The following is an 18,952-nucleotide window of genomic DNA, read 5'->3' on the forward strand; positions in this document are numbered from 1 at the left end:
TCTACTCTGCCACCCCTACTAGCGAGTACGATTCGCGGTCGGGTCACACTAGGGCAGCCCCGCGAAAATCCGCAACGGTGGCGTCACAACGGGAGGGACTGCGTGACCGAGGGGACTCTCCGTGGGCGACCGGAGTTCTGGCCGGTCACGCTGCTGAGCGTGGCGCTGATCCTGCTGCTCGGCGGGTGGGCCGGATTTACGTATATCGATAGAACACGTAGCGACCCGGGGTGCGACGAGCGCACCACACTGCGGGTCGCCACCGCGCCGAGCGTCGCTCTGCCGGTCCGCGAGCTCGCCGACCGGTTCAGCGCCCGGCAGCCGTGCCTGGACGTGGTCGTCGAGGGCCGCGAGTCGGCCGACGTGCTGCGGACCGTCGGGCGCGACGTGCCCGCCGCCGGCGCCTCGCCGTCGGTGAAACCCTCGGTGAACCCGAGCCCGAGCGCGGAGACCGCCATCCCGATCCCGGACGTCTGGGTGCCCGAGTCGACGCTGTGGCTGCGCCGGGCCCGGTCCATCGGCGCGTTCCAGGTGCCCGACAGCGGCGTCTCGATCGCCACCACCCCGGTGGTGGTCGCCCTCGACCAGCGCTCCGACACCCGGCTCAACGGCACCGGGCTCGGCTGGCCCGGCCTGGTCGGCGCCGCCAAGAAGCCGGTGCCGGTGCTGCTGCCCGACCCGGCCACCAGCCCGATCGGCTTCGCCGCGCTGGTCGGCATGCGGGCCGTCGCCAAGTCCGACCCGGCCGGCACGGTCGCGGTGATGCGCCGGATCTCGCCGGACACCGTGTCGACCGCCGGTGAGGCCGCACCCGAACCGTCCGGTCCCGGCGCCAACGAGACCGCCGTGGTCAGCACCGAGCAGCAGGTTCTGCTCGCCGCCGAGGCCGGCCGGCGCCACGTCGCGGTCTACCCGCCGGCGGCCGTCCCCGGCCCCGACTACCCGTACGCGGTGCTGACCTCCACCGGCACGGGCCGCGACGACGCCACCGCGTTCCTGCACTCGATGCTCGCCGACGACGGTGCGGCCGTGTTCACCACGCACGGGCTGCGAACCCCGGCCGGCAAGGGCGCGAAGGAGGTCCCGCCGGCCACCAAGGTGCGCGCCGCCGACTACCCGCCGGCTGAGCTGCCCGACCAGGCGGCCGCCGAGGACCTGCTCAACAGCTGGGGCGGGGTGCACATCAGCGCCCGGATGCTGGCCGTCTTCGACATCTCCGGCTCGATGGGGTCCGCGGTGCCCGGCTCGAACGAGACCCGGCTGAGCGCCACCATCAAGGCCGCGCAGGACGGCTCGAACCTGCTGCTGGGCACCACCGAGCTCGGCGTCTGGGAGTTCTCCACCGACCTCGACGGCGGGCGCGACTACCGCGAGGTGATCCCGGTCGGCCCGATCGGCCCGCGCCGCCAGCAGATGCTCGACCGGGTCGGCCGCATCGAGGTCGAGCCCGACGGCCGGACCGGCCTCTACAACACCACCCTCGCCGCCTACCGGGACGGCACCCGCAACTGGCAGCCCGGAAAGATCAATATGGTGCTGATCCTGACCGACGGCCGCGACGACAACGCCGGCGGCATCAGCCGGGCCCGTCTGCTGCGCGAGCTGAAAGGGCTGGTCGACAAGAAACGGCCGCTGCCGATCCTGTTCATCGGCGTGGGCCCGGACATCGACAAGGACGAGCTGAACCAGATCGCCACGGTCACCGGCGGCCAGGTCGCGCTCACCGAGAAGCCTTCCGGAATCCGCGACATCTTCTATAGTTCGCTCGCCGAATTCAGCTGCCTGCCCCCGGAGTGCCGCCGATGACTGCCGCCCTCCGGGAGCGGACGCCCACCGTGGCTGCCACACCGCCCGCCCCGCGCCGCCCCTACCTGGCCCTCGCCGGTGCGCTGCTGCTCGTGGTGCTCGCCTTCGTGCAGCGCCCCGGGCGGACCACCTTCGACACCAAGCTGGACCTCGCCGAGAACCCGATCGGCTTCATGTCCCGCGCCCTGCACCTGTGGAACCCGTGGGCCACCTCGGGCGAGCTGCAGCAGCAGGCGTACGGCTACCTGTTCCCGATGGGACCGTTCTTCGCGGCCGGTGACCTGCTCGGCATCCCGCCGTGGATCACCCAGCGGATCTGGTGCGCGCTGCTGCTCTGCGCGGCGTACTTCGGCGTGCTGCTGCTGGCCCGCGCCCTGCGGATCGGCACCGAGCCGGGCCGGGTGCTCGGCGCCCTGGCCTACGCGCTGGCGCCCCGGATGCTCACCGAGATCGGCCCGCTCTCCTCGGAGATGCTGCCGGTGGTCGCGCTGCCCTGGGTGCTGCTGCCGCTGGTCTGCGTACGCCGGATCGGCTCGCCGCGCCGGGCCGCCGCGCTCTCCGGGCTGGCCGTGCTCTTCATGGGCGGCATCAACGCGGCCGCCGTGGTGATGGCGCTGGTGCTGCCCGGCCTGTGGCTGATCACCCGCCGCTGGGACCGGCAGCTGTTCAAGCTGATCGCCTGGTGGTGCGTCTGCGTCGTCGGCGCGACCCTGTGGTGGATCATCCCGCTGCTGCTGTTCGGCGAGTACAGCCTGCCGTTCCTCGACTTCATCGAGTCGTCCGGCACGACCACCGCGGTGGTCTCGCTCTTCCAGGCGGTACGCGGCACCAACCAGTGGGTCGGCTACATCGTGCAGGGCGACCCGTGGTGGCCGGCCGGCTGGGTGCTCATCGACAACCCGGCGCTGATGATCGCCACCGCCCTGGTGGCCGCCACCGGCCTGGTCGGCCTGGCCCTGCGCGGCCTGCCGGAGCGGCGGTTCCTGGTGCTCGGCGCGCTGACCGGCCTGTCGCTGCTGACCATGGGCTATGTCGGCACCCTGGACAGCCCGTTCGCGCCGCTGGTCCGGGAGCTGCTCGACGGCCCGCTGGCCCCGCTGCGCAACGTGCACAAGTTCGAGCCGGTCCTGCGCCTGCCGATCGCGCTGGGCATCGCCTACGCGGCGAGCCGGGTGATCGCCTGGCGGCGGGTGCGGATTCCCGCGGCCCCGGTCGTGGCGGCGCTGCTGATCGTCGCGATGGCGCCGGCCTGGATGCTGGTGCTGCGGCCCGGTCCCGGCTGGTCGTCGGTGCCGTCCTACTGGACGCAGGCCTCCGACTGGCTCACCGACCGCGACGCCCAGGCCCGTACGCTCGTCGTCCCCGGCGCCGGCTTCGCCCAGCACACCTGGGGCCGTACCGTCGACGAACCGATGCAGCCGCTGGCCGGCGCACCGTGGTCGACCCGCAACCAGATCCCGCTCGGCTCCGAGGGCAACATCCGGGCGATGGACGCGGTCGAGGCCGTCCTCGCGCAGGGCCGCGGCTCGTCGGCGCTGGCCGCCTTCCTGGCCCGCTCCGGCTACCGCTACCTGATGGTCCGCAACGACCTGGACCGCACCGCGACCCAGGCGCCGCCGGTCGCGGTGATCCGCCGCGCGGTGACCGGCTCGCCCGGCCTCAAGGTGGCCGCCACCTTCGGCCCGCCGGTCTACGCCGGTGGCACCGAGGTGAGCCCGGTCGACGACGGCGTCTCCGTGCCGGCCATCGAGATCTTCGAGGTGGAACAGCCGACGCCGGTGGTGTCGGCGACCGCGGCCGACAACGTGCCGGTGGTCAGCGGCGGCCCGGAGTCCCTGCTCGGCGTCCTGGAACAGCGGCTGATCGACCCGGCCCAGCCGGCGGTCCTCGCCGGCGACCAGGACGGGGAACTGGGCCTGCCGGAGACCCGGGGCGAGCGGATCGTCACCGACGGGCTGCGGCGCCGGGAACTCAACATCGGCCGGATCCGCGACAACGTCAGCCAGACCCTCACCGAGGACGAGGAGACCCGGCAGGGGCGGGTGCGCAGCGACGTGCTGCCGTTCGCCGCCGACGGGCGCCAGACGGTCGCCACCTATCAAGGGATCCGCGCGGTCGAGGCGTCCAGCAGCGCCAGCTTCGCCGACTCGGTCGGCGCGACCGACCCGTCCGCGATGCCGTTCGCGGCGCTCGACGGTGACGTGTCGACGGCCTGGAAGTCGGACCCGTACGAGCCGGCGATCGGGCAGTGGCTCGAGGTGGAGCTGGAGACCGCGAAGCGGATCACCGCGGTCACCGTCGACTTCGTCGACGACCTGCGGATCTCCGCGCCGGTCTCGCTGGTCCGGCTCACCACCGACCAGGGCGTGGTGGACCGGCCGGTGCCGGCCACCCCGGGCCCGCACCGGCTGAGCACGCTGCCGGGCCTCACCACATCGGTACGGGTGACCGTGCTCGCCCCGCGCCAGGGCTACGAGGGCGGCGTCGCCCTGCGGGAGCTCGGGATCCCCGGCCTGACCGCCGAACGTGCCCTGCGGGTGCCCGCGATCGAGAGCACCACCGCGCCGGTCTTCTCCTTCGAACGCGCCACCCAGCAGCGGGACTCCTGCTTCGCCACCGACGGCAAGGTCCGCTGCGACCAGTTCCTCGCCCGGGCCGGTGAGGAGCCGCTCGGCGTGGACCGCTACTTCAGCACCCCGGTCGACGCCGCGTACGACGTGAAGCTGACCGCCCTGCCGCGTCCCGGCGGGACGGTGCCGCTGGCCCGGCCGGTGTCCGCGTCCGCCTCGTCCGCCCTGACCGGGGACGTCACGGTCGGCGCGCACGCGGCGGTCGACGGTGACCCGGCCACCGCCTGGCTCGCCGAGACCACCGACGACCGCCCGACCGTGCGGCTGGCCTGGACCGGCGCCCGCAGCCTCGACCGGCTCCGGATCGTCGCGCCGGAGCAGCCGGTGGCCGCACGGCCGACCCAGGTGCAGCTGCGCACCCCGGCCACCGACACCAAGGTCGACGTCGCCGCGGACGGCTGGGTGCGGTTCCCGGCCGTGAGCACCGACCGGATCGAGGTCACCGTCACCGCGTTCGCCAAGGCGGTCGCCGACCCGCGGGGCCGCGGCTGGCCGGCGCCGCCCGGGATCGCCGAACTCGAGGTGCCCGCGCTCGGCGGCCTGCTCGCGCCCGCCGGTGACGACACGGCACTGGCCGCGCCGTGCGGCACCGGGCCGGCCGTCGAGATCGACGGCGTCTCCTACCCGACGTCGGTCACCGGGACCCTCGGCGACGTCCGGGCCCACCGGCCGCTTCCGGTCACCGTGTGTGACGACTTCGTGGGCGACACGCTGCCGCTGAAGGCCGGCGAGCATCACCTGCGCACCCTGCCGTCGGCCGGGTTCGTCGTGGAGTCGGCGGCGCTGGTCCACGACCGCGGGTCGGCCGCCCCGGCGGCGCCGGTCAAGCGCGAGGTGCGGGCCGGGAAGTGGGACGCCACCGAGCGGACGGTCACCGTCGGCGCCGGGCCGGCCGCGGTGCTCGTGGTGCCGGAGAACCTCAACGCCGGCTGGACGGCCACCCTGGGCGGCCAGGAGCTCCGCCCGGTGCGGGTGGACGGCTGGCAGCAGGCGTTCCTGGTCCCGGAGGGGCAGGGCGGCACGGTCGACCTGCGGTTCACGCCGGACGAGCCGTACCGTACCGGGCTCGCCGCGGGCGCGGCCTGCGTCCTGCTGGTGGTGCTGCTGGCCCTGGCGCCGGTCCGCCGGCGGGTGGCGCCGGTCAGCCGGCCACCGGCCCGGATCTTCCGGATGGTGCCCGATGGCGAGGCCTGGATCGTGGTGCCGCTGCTGGCCCTGGCCATCACGCTCGGTGGCGCCGCGGGCGCCGCGTTGCTGCTGATCGCGCTGATCGTGCGGCAACTGCGGCCGGGCGCGCTGCCGGTCCTCGCCTTCGCCAGCGCCGCGGCCGGGCTCGCCGTCGCGGTGGGCGGGCGCCTGCTCGGCCACGGGCAGGACTGGGCGTACGACGCGGTGGTGCAGCTGGCCATGCTGGCGGCGGTCTGCTGGGTCGCCGCCACCGTCGCACCCGCGGCCGGCCGGCCGGCGGAGAACACCCTGCCGGAGGAGCCGGAGATGACCACCACGCCGGAGCTCGACGCCGCGCCCTATCGGGCCACCCTGCGCCGATCGGTCGGCCTCTACCAGGCCTTCCTGGTCGAGCAGACCGACCCGGACCGGTTCTACTCGCTGCTCGCCGAGGACTCGGTACGCCAGCTCGGCTCGTACGTGGAGCTCAAGGGCGCCCGGGTGCTGGACGTGGGCGGCGGCCCCGGCTACTTCGCCTCGGAGTTCCGCGGGGCGGGCGCCGAGTACCTGGGCATCGACCCGGCGGTCGGCGACTTCGCCGCGGCCGGCGCCGAGGTCGGCGGCATGGTGCGCGGCAGCGGCACCGCGCTGCCGATCCGCACCGGGGCCCTGGACGTCACCTACTCGTCGAACGTGCTGGAGCACGTCGACGACCCGGAGGCGATGCTCGACGAGATGGTGCGGGTGACCCGGCCGGGCGGCACGATCTACATGTCGTTCACGCCGTGGCTGTCGCCGCACGGCGGGCACGAGACCGCGCCCTGGCACTTCCTGGGCGGCGAGTACGCCCGGCGCCGGTTCGTGCGCAAGAACGGTCACGAGCCGAAGAACCGCTACCGGGAGTCGCTCTTCCCGGTCAGCGCCGCCCGCGCCATGCGCTGGGTCCGTGCCGCACGGCGGGCCGGCGACATCACCGTCGTCGATGTTTTGCCCCGCTATCACCCTGGATGGGCGAAGTGGGTGGCCTCGGTGCCGGTGCTGCGGGAGACATTGACGTGGAACTTCACCGTGGTGCTCAGACGCTCGGACAAGCCCGATTCAGCTGACACTCGCAGAAGATCTGGTTAAGGTCTCGCTTCTCGATGTGACTCAGTAGTAACCTGCCGCAAGCTTGGCATGCAGAACGCCTGCCGAAGTCCCGTTTTTAAACCTCGTGGAGGAACTATGAGGTCCCGCGTCCTCGGCTCCGTGCTGTTCGGCCTCGGCGTCCTGGCGTTGGTATTCGCCGGCGGCCTGGCGTTCTTCGTGGCGCCCGCTGTCAAGCAGCTGCCGTATGACATGGAAGAGACGCAATCGGTGGCTGAGGCGCCGAACGCCAAGTTCTTGCAGATCACCAACGGCGTGGCGTCGGTCAACACCGCCACCCTGCGTTCCACCGTCACCGTGCAGCCGGACTCCGAGGAGACCGCCAAGCTGACCGGCGACCTCGACGGCTCCGCCCTGGTGTGGGTGGCCGGCCAGCAGGTCACGCGCACCGACACCAACGAGCTGGTCAGCGCCTACAGCACGTCGCTCGCGGTGGACCGCAAGACCGGTGCCGCGGTCGACTGGGACGGCCAGTGGCTCGACACCGGCACCAACCGCCAGCCGGTGGAGTACACCGGCCACATGTACAAGTTCCCCTTCGGCACCGAGAAGGAGAGCTACGACATCTTCGACCGGGACATCCTCGCCGCCAAGCCGGCGAAGTTCGTCCAGACGCAGGAGATCGAGGGCCTGGAGACCTACCAGTTCACCCAGGAGCTCCAGAACGAGACGCAGGACATGCCCGAGGACCGGCTCAAGGTGATCCTGGGCCAGCTGCTGCCGACGGCCACCTCCGGCTCGATCAGCTACAGCAACACCCGTACGGTGTGGGTCGAGCCCACCACCGGCCAGTTCCTCCGGGTCCAGGAGGAGCAGAAGAAGACGCTGGTCGGCAACGACGGCAGCTCGGTCGACATCCTCGACGCGGTCTTCGTCTACACCGAGGACACCACCTCCCGGGCGGCCGAGGCGGCCGGTGACAACCGCCAGAAGCTGAACCTGGTCGGCCTGTGGGGCCCGCTGCTGCTCGCCCTGGTCGGCGTGATCCTCGCGGTCGCCGGCGGCGTCATGGTGGCCCGCGGCCCGAAGGCCGAGACGGCCGGAGTGCCGGCGCAGCGCAACGGAAGCCCGCGGCACGCGGCGCGGGACGGCGAGGAGAACACCGACCGCACCGAGGCGACCGCTGGCGCCGGGTCGGACAAGTCCTCGGACAGCTGACCCCGCACGACGTCTTCCGCCCCATCGGACCCGCGGTCCGGTGGGGCGGAATCGTTCTCGGACATCCTCCGAGTCACAACGCCGCCCGGCGCGAGGTGACGTGCGGGTAATCGGGGGACGCACTTTCGCTTGACCGTCCGGAAACCGCGACTTCCTAGCGTGAGTTCGGCGGATTCGACGGGTCAGGTTGAAGAGGTGCAAGTGGCTGCCGATGTCACCCAGGTGCGAACCGTGTGCGGGTACTGCGGCGTCGGCTGCGGGATGGTCCTCGACCTCGCCGCGGACAGCGAGGGCCGGATGCGGGTCATCCGGGCCAGCGGCGACAAGGAACACCCGGCGAACGCGGGCCGGCTCTGCACCAAGGGCGCGACCAGCGCCGACCTGCTCGCCGCGCCCGGCCGGCTGGACGCCGCGCTGATCCGCGAGGACCGCGGCGCCGGGCCCCGCAGGGAGAGCGTCGACACGGCGATCACGCAGACCGCCCGGCGGTTGCGGGCGATCGTCGACGAGCACGGGCCGGACGCGTTCGCCATGTACGTTTCCGGTCAGATGACCCTGGAAGCTCAGTACCTGGCGAACAAGTTGGTCAAGGGCTACATCGGGACCAACAACATCGAGTCGAACTCGCGGCTGTGCATGGCCAGCGCGGGCACCGGATACAAGCTGTCGCTGGGCGCGGACGGGCCGCCCGGATCGTACGACGACTTCGACAACGCGGACGTCTTCCTGGTGATCGGCTCGAACATGGCCGACTGCCACCCTATCCTCTTCCTGCGGATGATGGAGCGGGTCAAGGCCGGCGCGAAGCTGATCGTGGTGGACCCGCGGCGCACCGCCACCGCCGAGAAGGCCGACCTGTTCCTGCAGATCCGCCCCGGCGCCGACCTGGCCCTGCTCAACGGCCTGCTGCACCTGCTCCCGCCGGACGAGGACTTCATCGCCGCGTACACCGAGGGCTGGGAGGCGATGCCGGAGTTCCTCGCCGACTACCCGCCGGAGCGGGTGGCCGAGCTGACCGGCATCCCGGAGGAGGACATCCGGACCGCGGCCGCGTGGATCGGCGCCGCCGGCAACTGGATGAGCCTGTGGACCATGGGGCTGAACCAGAGCACCCACGGGACCTGGAACACCAACGCGCTGATCAACCTGCACCTGGCGACCGGGGCGATCTGCCGTAACGGCAGCGGGCCGTTCTCGCTCACCGGCCAGCCGAACGCGATGGGCGGCCGGGAGATGGGCTACATGGGGCCGGGGCTGCCGGGGCAGCGTTCGGTGCTGGTCCCGGCCGACCGGGAGTTCACCGAGCGGATCTGGGGAGTGCCGGCCGGGACCCTGCGCACCGAGGTCGGCAAGGGCACGATCGACATGTTCGAGCAGATGGCGGCTGGGCGGATCAAGGCCTGCTGGATCATCTGCACCAACCCGGTGGCGTCGGTCGGCAACCGGCGCACGGTGATCGCCGGCCTGGAGGCCGCCGAACTCGTGATCACCCAGGACGCGTTCGCCGAGACCGAGACGAACGCGTACGCCGACATCGCCCTGCCCGCGGCGATGTGGTCGGAGACCGACGGCATCATGATCAACTCGGAGCGGAACCTGACGCTGGTCCACCCGGTCGTCGAGCCGCCGGGCGAGGCGCTGCCCGACTGGCAGCTCATCGCCCGCGTCGCGGCCGAGATGGGCTACGCCGAGGCCTTCCACTACACCAGCGCCGCGGAGATCCTCGAGGAGATCAAGCAGTTCGCCAACCCCCAGACCGGGTACGACCTACGCGGGGTCACCTACCAGCGGCTGGGCGACGGCCCCGTCCAGTGGCCGGCCGCTCCCGGCGGACCCGCCCGTAACCCGATCCGCTACCGCGAGGACGACGGCAGCCTCCGGTTCGCCACCCCGAGCGGCCGGGCCGTCTTCCACGCCCGCCCGCACGCCGACCCCGCCGAGATGCCGGACGACGACTACCCGTTCGTGCTGAACACCGGCCGGCTCCAGCACCAGTGGCACACCATGACCAAGACCGGGAAGATCGCCAAGCTGAACCGGCTCAATCCCGAGCCGTTCGTCGAGATCAACCCGGTGGACGCGGACTGGTACGGCATCGCCGCCGGTGATCAGGTCGAGATCGCCTCCCGGCGCGGGCGGGCCGTGCTGCCCGCGGTGCTCACCGACCGGGTGCAGCCGGGCAGCTGCTTCGCGCCGATCCACTGGAACGACCTGTTCGGTGAATACGTCAGCGTGAACGCGGTGACCAGCGACGCGGTCGACCCGATCTCGTTCCAGCCGGAGCTCAAGGTGTGCGCGGTCTCGCTGGCCCGCGTCCCCGAGCAGCGTGTCGAACTCGGATCGGCATCCGGGCCGGACCTCACGCACTCCGCTGGCGGGCCGAGCTTCACGCACTCCGCCGGGGCGCTGCTCGGGCTCGACCTCACGCCTCCGGCGCTCACCGAGGATCAGCGGCACTACCTCGCCGGCTTCCTGGCCGGGGTGCCGGCGGGAGCCACGGTTGCGCCGGTGCTGCCGGAGAACGCGCCGTTCGATCGCGGGACGGCCATGTGGGTCAACGGGTTGCTGGCGGGCGCTCTGGCCGTACCGAAGACCGGTTTTGATCGTGAAGTGCCGCAGGCGGCGGGCCGCCTGCAGATCCTCTGGGCCTCCCAGACCGGCACGGCGGAGGATTTCGCGCGCACCCTCGCCGACCGGCTGGCGGCCACCGGCCGGCAGATCAGCATGCTCGGGATGGACGGCGACGCCGCGGAACTGCTCGACCCCGGCGCCGACCTGCTGGTCGTGACCAGCACGTTCGGCGACGGCGACGCGCCGGACAACGGCGCCGCCTTCTGGCACTCGATCGCGGGAGAGAGCGCGCCGCGGCTCGACGGGCGGCGGTATGCGGTGCTCGCGTTCGGAGACTCCAGCTACGACGACTTCTGCGGGCACGGCCGCCGCCTCGACGAACGCCTCGCCGAACTCGGCGCGGTCCGGCTCGCGCCGCGCGTGGACTGCGAACCCGACTTCGAGGACACCGCGCACGGCTGGCTGGAAAGCGTGGTGGCCGCCCTGACCGCCGCCGCGCCCGCACCGGCGCCCACCAAGTCCGCGCCGCTGACCGCCACGCTCACCGGGAACCGGCTGCTCAGCCTGCCCGGATCCGCCAAAGAGGTACGCCGGTTCACCTTCGACACCGGTGGCCGCCTGGAATACCGGGCCGGTGACGCGCTCGGCGTGTGGCCGGTGAACTGCCCGGCGCTGGTCGCCGAATGGCTCGCGGCGACCGGGCTGAGCGGTGACACGATCGTCGAACTCGACGAGCCGATGACGTTCGGCGACGCGCTGTCCCGGCGCCTGGACATCACGAAGATCACCAACGACCTGTTGCGGTTCGTCGCGGAGCGGGGCGGCGCCGGCCACCTGAAAACCCTGCTGCGCGCGGACAACAAGGGTGAGCTGGCGAAGTGGTCCTGGGGCCGGCAGGCGGTCGACGTGATCGCGGAACACCCGGTGCGAGCCGGCGCGCAGGAATGGGTGGGTGTGCTCAAGCGGCTCCAGCCGCGGCTCTACTCGATCAGCTCGTCGTCGCTGACCGAACCGGACCGGGTCAGCCTGACCGTCTCGGTGGTGCGCTTCGAGAACCATCGGGGGCAGCCGCGCAAGGGCGTGTGCTCCACCCACCTGGCGGACGCCGAGCCCGGCGCCGAGGTGCCGATCTTCGTGCAGAAGGCGCCGCACTTCCGGCCACCGGCGGACCCTGCCACCCCGATGATCATGGTGGGGCCGGGGACCGGGGTGGCGCCGTTCCTCGGATTCCTCCAGGAGCGGCAGGTCCTGGGCGCGTCCGGCCCGAACTGGCTGTTCTTCGGCGAACAGCGCCGGGCGACTGACTTCTACTACGCCGGCGAGCTGGCGGAGCTGCGGGAAGCGGGAACCCTGACCCGGCTGGATGTGGCGTTCTCCCGGGACCAGCGCACCAAGGTGTACGTCCAGGATCGGATGCGGGAGCACGGCGCGGCGCTCTGGGCGTGGCTGCAGGACGGCGCGCACTTCTACGTCTGCGGTGACGCCAGCCGGATGGCGCGGGACGTGGACCGGGCGCTGCATGACATCGCGGTCAACCATGGGCGGTTGAGCGAGGAGGCGGCTACTGCCTATGTGAAGCAGCTGGCCGCGGAGAAGCGCTACGTCCGCGACATCTACTGACGGGTGAAGTCGGGGTGCCGTCCGCACCCCGACTTTCGGGACGGTGTTCGCTTCTCGCGGTCAGCTCATGCGGCTGACGGTGTTCGCTTCTCGCCGTCAGCTCATGCGGCCGACGGCGTTGCGGAGGCGCAGCAGGTCGCGGCGGCGCTGCTCCATCGTCGTAGCGATACCGACCAGCAGCAGCCCGCCCAGGCCGAGCGGCAACCAGCGCGGCACCAGATCCCAGAACTGGATCACCTCGTGCAGCGCGACCAGCACCAGAACCCCGCCGCCGACCACCACCGGCGCCTGCAACCGGGCCCGCGCGCCGAGCACCAGCACAGCGATCGCGCCGGCGCCGAGCAGCAGGCGCCGCTGGTACTCCGGGTCGGTCGCCGCGCTGTCACCGATCACGGCGAGCGTCGGCAGGAAAGCAGCCGCCAGCGCCGGACCGTAGGCGGTCCACGACGGCAACCCCGGCCGGCCCCGGCGGGCGAACCAGCCGAGCAGGAGCGCCAGAGCGGCCGCCGGAAGGGTGTACACCTCGGGGACGTCGACGTCGATCGAAGCGAGGAACAGCCACCAGCCGAGCAGCAACGTCAGCGCGGCGGCGATCGCATGGCCGAGGCGGCTGCGGCGAGCCTCACCCGGCAGCAGCGCGCGAACCACCAGCACGATCGCCCAGAGGGTGCAGATCACCGCCGCTCGCTCAGTGCTGTCGGAGAGGAAGAGGGCGACCACCGCGGTGGCATGGGCGACGGCAGCCACCGGGCGGGCCTCGGCGGGGCGCGGCCGGGCCAGCAAGCCGTTCAACCCCGCGGCCACGGCCGCCGCGGCGAGCACGGCGAAAGCGGTGCTGCTCCGCGGGAGGTCGGCGGCGTCAGCCGAGGTGTACGCGAGCGCAGTCACCGACAGCGTGGCCGTCACCCAGCCGGCGATCCGGACGGAGCCGTCCCGCCCGCTCACACCGATCACCGCGGCAGCGATCACCACCAGGCCCAGCGCGGCCAGCGTCGCGCCGTGAGTGGGGGTGGAGCCGGCCAGGCCGGCTGCGGCCAGGGCGCCGAAGAAGGCCGCGCTCAGCGCACCCCAGACCGGTGCGGACCCACCGTCAAAGTGCCCGGTCCCGGTTGCGGTCCGATCCGACGATGCGGCGGCCAGTCCTGACGCCGCCGGGTCTGTCGACTCGGTGGCCGCATCTGAGGCCGCGGCGACGTGACCGGTCTCGTTCCCGGCCTGATCCGGCTTCTCAGCCACCAGCCCGCTGTCGATCTTGACCGGAGTAGTCGCCGGAACAGCGGGCCCGGCCTCGGCCGGCTTGAGCGCTGCGGCGTCCTCTTCCGCTTTCCTGCTGGTCGGTTTGAGCGCTGCGGCGTCCTCTTCCACTTTCATGCTGGCCGGCTTCAGCGCCGCCGCGCCCGCTTCCACTCTCATGCTGGCCGGCTTCAGCGCCGCCGCGCCCGCTTCCACTTTCATCCTGGCCGGCGCCAACGCCGCCGCGCCCGCGCCCACTCTCATCCTGGCCGGCGCCCACGCCACGGCGACCAGCCCCGCGAGCCCCACCACCAGCCCAGCCATAGGCACGCTGGGCCACGCCGCCCCCACCGCCGCCAGCCCCAACGGAACCGCGACACCGAGCAGCGGAGCGGCCGCCCAGACCGCCACCCGCACCCCCGACGCACGCAGACCCGCGACCGCCGCCGCGAGCGCGGTGACCAGCAGGGCAACCACCGTCGACCACGCCACCACCGGAGCAGCCGGGACCGAGCCCGACCACACGTCCCCCAACTCCCGGTAGGGCTCGACGAGCACCACCGCCAAGTCCGCCCCGGTGGTCACGAGCAGCACCACCGCGGGCAACGGAACCGCCCCCGCGCACGCCCCGGCGACCCCCGCCCGCGCGAACAACAAGCCCGCCACCAGCAACAACGCCGCCGCCGCGTAGAGCGCGACCGGATCCTCACCACCGAACGCCCACAGCGGACTCACGGTGCTGAGCAGCAACGCCACCCCGAGCGCCTCGCCGGCATACCACGGGAACAGCCACACCGCCCCGCACAGCACGACCACGACGCCGAGCATCACCCGCACCTGCGCGGTCGGCGACGCCTCCACGGCCACCAGCGCCAGCCACACCGCCGCCGGCACCGCGAACAACCCGGCGATCAACGCGCCCGCTCCGGCGTCCGCGCGTCGCGGCCCCGACCGCGCGACCAGCGCGCTGCCGATTCCGATCAGCGCGATCGCGGCACAGACCCCGGCCGCCACACCGGCCCGGCCGAGCCCGGTGACCACAGCATGCCCGGCCGCCGCGACACAGATCGACAGCCGGACCGCGAGCGATGCCCCCGACCGGGACATCACCGCGAGCCCCAACGCGACCGCGGCGACCAGCACTCCGAGCACGGCGGCAGACCACCACGGCAGGCGGAACGCCGCCGGAACCAACACCCCCACCAGGGCCACAGCGGTCAGGCCCAGGTCGGCACGGGCCCGGCCCGGCACCAACACGAGGTACGCGCAAAGCACAGCAACCGCCGCCACGGGCAGGTCTGTGCCCACCCCGGTGACCGTTTCCGACCACGGGGCGCCGAGCCAGGGCTGAGCCGCCTCGACACTGTGGCCGGCGGCGACGACAGTCCATCCGGCGACGGCGACCGCCGGGACGGCTGCCACGGCCAGCGCACCCACCCACGGACCCCGGCTCTCCGGCAGCCGCGGTCGCACCACGGCCACCAGCACCGCCAGCACCAGTGCTACGAGCGAGAGGCGCAGGGTGTCCGTACCCGGCTGCAGCCGCAGCGCCCACCCGCCCACCGCGACGCCGATCGCGGCCGTGAGCAGGCCGCCGGTGACGCCCTGCGCCGGCCGGTTGCCGCTCATCAGCGCCGCGCCGGCCGTGACCAGGTTGACCAGCACCAGCGCGCCGCCCACGACCGCGGCCTCGGCCGCGCTGTCCGCGAGGATCAGGTCCGGGACCGACAGCAGCGCGGCCAGGCCGGCCGCGATCCCGCCACAGACGTACGCGACCAGGCCCAGCCCGTCCGCCCGGAAGCGGGCCCGCCGCAGGCGGAGCACCGCCACGTTCAGTGCCGCCACCCCGGTGAGGGTGACGGACCATCCGACCAGGTCCGGTTCCAGGGTGGCCACCGCCAGCGGCAGCACCGGCTGCGCGATCACCAGCGCCGACCCTTGCGTGCCGGTGAGGCCGACCAGCCGCCCGTACCCGAATGCCGTTGCCGCCGTCACCCCGCAGACGCCCGCCGCGTACGTCTCCGGTGGAAGATCGGCGACGCCGAGGAAGTTGACTGCCCAGGCCGCGTACCCGTCAAGAAGAATCATGAGCAGGCCGACGGCCGCGAGGGTCTCCGCGGCGGCCGTCAGGCCGCGCCGCGCCGCGAACGGCGGCACCGCGAGGACCGCAGCCGTGGCCGCGCCGAGCAGCAGCGCGCGCCCGGTCACGCCGACCTGCGCCCAGGCCACCGCCGTGAACACCGCCGCCGCGACGACCATGAGCAGGCCGCCGAGGGCGAACAGGACGTTCTGCACGGTGAGCGTCGTCAGCCGCGACTCCGCCGGCCCTGCCGCCGGCCCACCCGCCTGCATCGCACCTGCCGGCATCATGCCCGGCGGCATCGCGCCCGGCGGCATCGCGCCCGGCTGCATCGCGCCCGGCTGCATCACACCCGCCGGCATCATGCCCGGCGGCATCGCCCCCGCCGGCATCGCGCCCGGCTGCGTTGCACCCGGCTGGCTCGCTTGCGTCATCGTTGCCTGCACGGCGCCCGTCACCCGCAAGGCGGCCGCGTTGCGCCGGGTCGTCACGTCGGCGAGCTGCCGCTGGATCCCGTCGAGTTCGGCGCGGGTCGCCTGAATACGCGCATGGAGCCCGGCGATCTCCGTGTCGAGCCGGATCACTTCGATCGCGTCGGGATCCGGGGCACGCCCGCACGACGGACAGCCGGAGCCGGCCGACGCGGTCGCACCACAGTAGGGGCACGGATAGAGCAACGGTGCGCTGTTCACGGCGGTTCCATCGGTCCAGGGGGCGCCCGGGAGGGGCTGTGCGTCACAGTTTCCAGCACGAACGCAAGCCAGTGGATGCCAGCCTGCTCACGGCGCTCATCCAGCCCTCGCGGTAGCGCGGCGGCCTGCGATGAGACATGGCCGAACGGCCTACAAGTCCGCGTTCCCGCGCTCGGCTGGCTCCTATGCACTGAATCGGAGGCCAGCGGTGCGTCGGCTGGCTTGCATGGCCGTAATGAAGCGCCGGTGAGGTGTGTGAGTGCCAGCCGGGCGGGCACGGCTGGCTTTCACCTACCGAATCGGGACGCCATGAGGTGCGTCAGAGCCAGCCGGCCATTGTTGGCTGCGTGCCTGACTCCGGGTCGCCGGTCGGTGCGCGGATGATGTCGCGCTATGCCGGCATGGTGCGGATCCGTTCGGCCTGTTGGAGTTGCATGCGGCGGCCGACCTGGAGGAAGTCGGTGATCAGGGTCAGTTCGGCGGGGGAGTAACGGTCGAGGAGCTGGCGGCCGGCTTCGCCGATCGGGCCGTAGACGCGATCGAGCGTCTCCTCGGTGGAGGTGGTGACCGTGACCACGGCTCGGCGCCGATCGTCGGGGTCGACATCACGGCGTAGGTGACCGGCGGCGACCAGCCGTTGGATAGCGGCGGTCGTTGCCGCCGGGCTGAGCCGAGCCGCGGCGGCCAGCGCTCCCGCGGTCATCGCGCCTGCCGCGCCGACCAGCGCGAGGATGCGCAGATCCGTGCGGTTGACCCTGAGCCGTGTAGCCGCAGCGTCGTCGACCTCATCGGCCGCGGCACCGAACTCGGCCGCCGCGTTCGCCGCCGCACTCCGAACCCCGTCCGGCTGCGTCTCCACAGTCCTACTCTCGGCCGGTTGTGTCCCCGCGGTCCGTGCGCCAGCCGGCAGCGTCTCTGCGGTCCGTGCGCCAGCCGGCAGCGTCTCTGCGGTCCGTGCGCCAGCCGGCAGCGTCTCTGCGGTCGGGCCGGTCGGTGTGGTGGTGGCCGCGGCAGGGGTGGTCGGCTTCGATTGCTTCGACACTCGAAGGAATATACCGTAGGGGAAAGCTTCGATCGTCGAAAGGATTTCTGATGGCTGGGGTCACTCTGCAACTGCCTCGCTGGCTGCCGTTCGCCAACCGCGTCGTTCGCGTGCTGAATCGCCTTGGCCTGCGGCTGGGCACGATTCATGTACTCACCGTTCCCGGCCGGCGTTCGGGGGTGGCTCGCTCGACGCCTGTCTCGCCGTTGAGCGTGGCGGGTCGCCGCTACGTCGTGGCGGGGCTGCCGGAGGGGGACTGGGCGCGCAACGTCCGTGCGGCCCGCCGAGGCGAACTCGCGGCGGGCCGCACCAGGACCCAGGTTGACCTGATCGAGGTGGAGGACCACGGCGAGCGGCGCGCGGTGATGCGAGCGTTCCCGGCTGAGGTGCCCAGTGGGGTTCCGTTCTTCGTCAAGCTCGGCCTGGTCACCAACGGTGACCCGGACGAGTTTGCCGCCGCTGCCGACCAGGTCGCCGTCTTTGAGGTCCGCCCGTCCGCTATCGGCCTCCGGTAGAAGCCCCGACCGGCTCGGCGTCAGAGGTCGGCCAGGGCGCTCGCTGTCGCTAGTCAGGTGGCGTGGTGAAAAACCGGTCCGGCAGTGGTCAGCGACGGTAGAGTAACCAGCCGGATATCAATTCCCCGCCGCCTGCTCGCAGCGCGCAAATGCATTCTATTGCAGCTATAAGTGCAGGCCAGCGGCCATATGGCTGATCGCCGGAATCGGCGCTGGAACCGCCCTATGGTGAGGCGATGGGGATTCTGAAAAGCAAGGTTGTCCGGCTTGCCGCTGGTTTTCCGCTGACTCTCGGCCTTTCTGTCGGGGTGGGACTGCCGATGGCGGTCGCGGATGTTTCCGGGCTTGCGCGCCCGGCTTCGGCGGCGCTTCCCGCCGGTCCGGCGGCGCTTGAGGACGCGCTGCTCACCGTGGGTGATCTGCCGAAGGGTTACGCGCTTCTGGACTTCGATCCGGCGGAGACGCTTGCCGGGATGCTTGAGCCGGGGCAGCCGGTCGCGGACCCGTGTGCGAGGCCGGACGCGGTCAACGCGGATGAGGTGGTTCCGCCCGATGACGATCTCGTGCCGTGGCGGCCGGATCGGCCAGGACGTCCCACGAAGCCCGGCAAGCCGGGCAAGCCGATCAAGGGAGAACGCCCGATCAAGATCGAGTGGCCCAGCGCCGGCGAGTGGCCCATCAGGATCGAGTGGCCTTTCAAGGATGAAAAAGACAGCAAAGGCAGCAAGGGCGACGGGAGCGCCAAGGACATCAAGGCCGATAAGGGCGACGGGGCCGATAAGGGCGACGGGGCCGACAAGGTCGACCGGCCGGTAAGCGCCGACAAGGGCGACCGGCCGGCGAAGGGCGACAAGAGCACCCCGCCGGTCAAGGTCATGGCCGCCCCTGCCGACCCCGAGATGGAGGCCGTCTCCTTCATCAAGGGCACCGAAGGCCCGGTCCTCCTGGAAACCCTTTACGACGCCGGCCGTAAGCACGCCCGCCAGCTGATCCACCAGACCGCCGACGTCCTGGAGCGCTGCCCGACCCTGGAGAACGACGACATCCGCATCGAGATGTCCGCTCTGCCGAAGATGCCCGAGCTCGGTGACGGGTCCGTCGCCGTCGCGATGGAGGTCACCATGAAGGAGGGCGGCTTCGAGATCACCGTGCAGGGCAAGCTGGTCGCGATCGTGCACGACGACGTCTACGCCACCGTCGCCCTGGTGGGTATGCCGGCACCGAGCACCAGCGAGCTGAAGAAGATCGCCAAGAAGGCGGTCCGCAAGCTCGAGGACGCCTGACGCGCCCGC

General features: G+C 72.3%; 8 protein-coding genes. 6 read left to right on the forward strand and 2 right to left on the reverse strand.

Annotated features, from left to right (window positions below):
- Positions 1–102 precede the first annotated feature (102 nt).
- The 4 genes from AB0F81_RS04395 (at position 103) to AB0F81_RS04410 (ending at position 12,098) form a co-directional block, all read left to right on the forward strand.
- A complete protein-coding gene (locus AB0F81_RS04395) occupies positions 103–1,806 on the forward strand; it encodes a substrate-binding and VWA domain-containing protein (protein WP_360190769.1) in 1,704 nt (567 codons plus the stop codon).
- Positions 1,803–6,731 (forward strand): alpha-(1->3)-arabinofuranosyltransferase family protein, encoded by a 4,929-nt coding sequence (locus tag AB0F81_RS04400; protein ID WP_360190771.1) that lies wholly within the window; start codon positions 1,803–1,805, stop codon positions 6,729–6,731. The genes AB0F81_RS04395 and AB0F81_RS04400 overlap by 4 nt, the downstream gene beginning before the upstream one ends.
- Positions 6,732–6,827: 96 nt before the next feature.
- Positions 6,828–7,907: a DUF3068 domain-containing protein gene (locus tag AB0F81_RS04405; RefSeq protein WP_360190774.1), complete on the forward strand. Its 1,080-nt coding sequence runs from the start codon at positions 6,828–6,830 to the stop codon at positions 7,905–7,907.
- 201 nt (positions 7,908–8,108) lie between these two features.
- Positions 8,109–12,098: a bifunctional nitrate reductase/sulfite reductase flavoprotein subunit alpha gene (locus AB0F81_RS04410; RefSeq protein WP_360190777.1), complete on the forward strand. Its 3,990-nt coding sequence runs from the start codon at positions 8,109–8,111 to the stop codon at positions 12,096–12,098.
- Positions 12,099–12,194: 96 nt separating this feature from the next.
- Here the strand turns inward: AB0F81_RS04410 and AB0F81_RS04415 are convergent, their stop codons facing one another.
- A complete protein-coding gene (locus AB0F81_RS04415; RefSeq protein ID WP_360190779.1) occupies positions 12,195–16,103 on the reverse strand; it encodes a hypothetical protein in 3,909 nt (1,302 codons plus the stop codon).
- A gap of 391 nt (positions 16,104–16,494) precedes the next feature.
- Positions 16,495–16,962, reverse strand: a complete 468-nt coding sequence (locus tag AB0F81_RS04420) for a MarR family transcriptional regulator (RefSeq protein ID WP_360190782.1) — start codon at positions 16,960–16,962, stop codon at positions 16,495–16,497.
- Between the two features lie 233 nt (positions 16,963–17,195).
- On the opposite strand from AB0F81_RS04420, the gene AB0F81_RS04425 reads away from it, so the two are divergent.
- Positions 17,196–17,660 carry a nitroreductase/quinone reductase family protein gene (locus AB0F81_RS04425; RefSeq protein ID WP_360190785.1) on the forward strand — a complete coding sequence of 155 codons (465 nt, stop codon included), beginning with the start codon at positions 17,196–17,198 and terminating at the stop codon, positions 17,658–17,660.
- 236 nt (positions 17,661–17,896) lie between these two features.
- Entirely contained in the window at positions 17,897–18,943 is a 1,047-nt protein-coding gene (locus AB0F81_RS04430) for a hypothetical protein (protein ID WP_360190788.1), read from the forward strand.
- Positions 18,944–18,952: the final 9 nt, after the last annotated feature.

This window comes from Actinoplanes sp. NPDC024001, from assembly GCF_040638955.1.
Classification (GTDB): Bacteria; Actinomycetota; Actinomycetes; order Mycobacteriales; family Micromonosporaceae; genus Actinoplanes.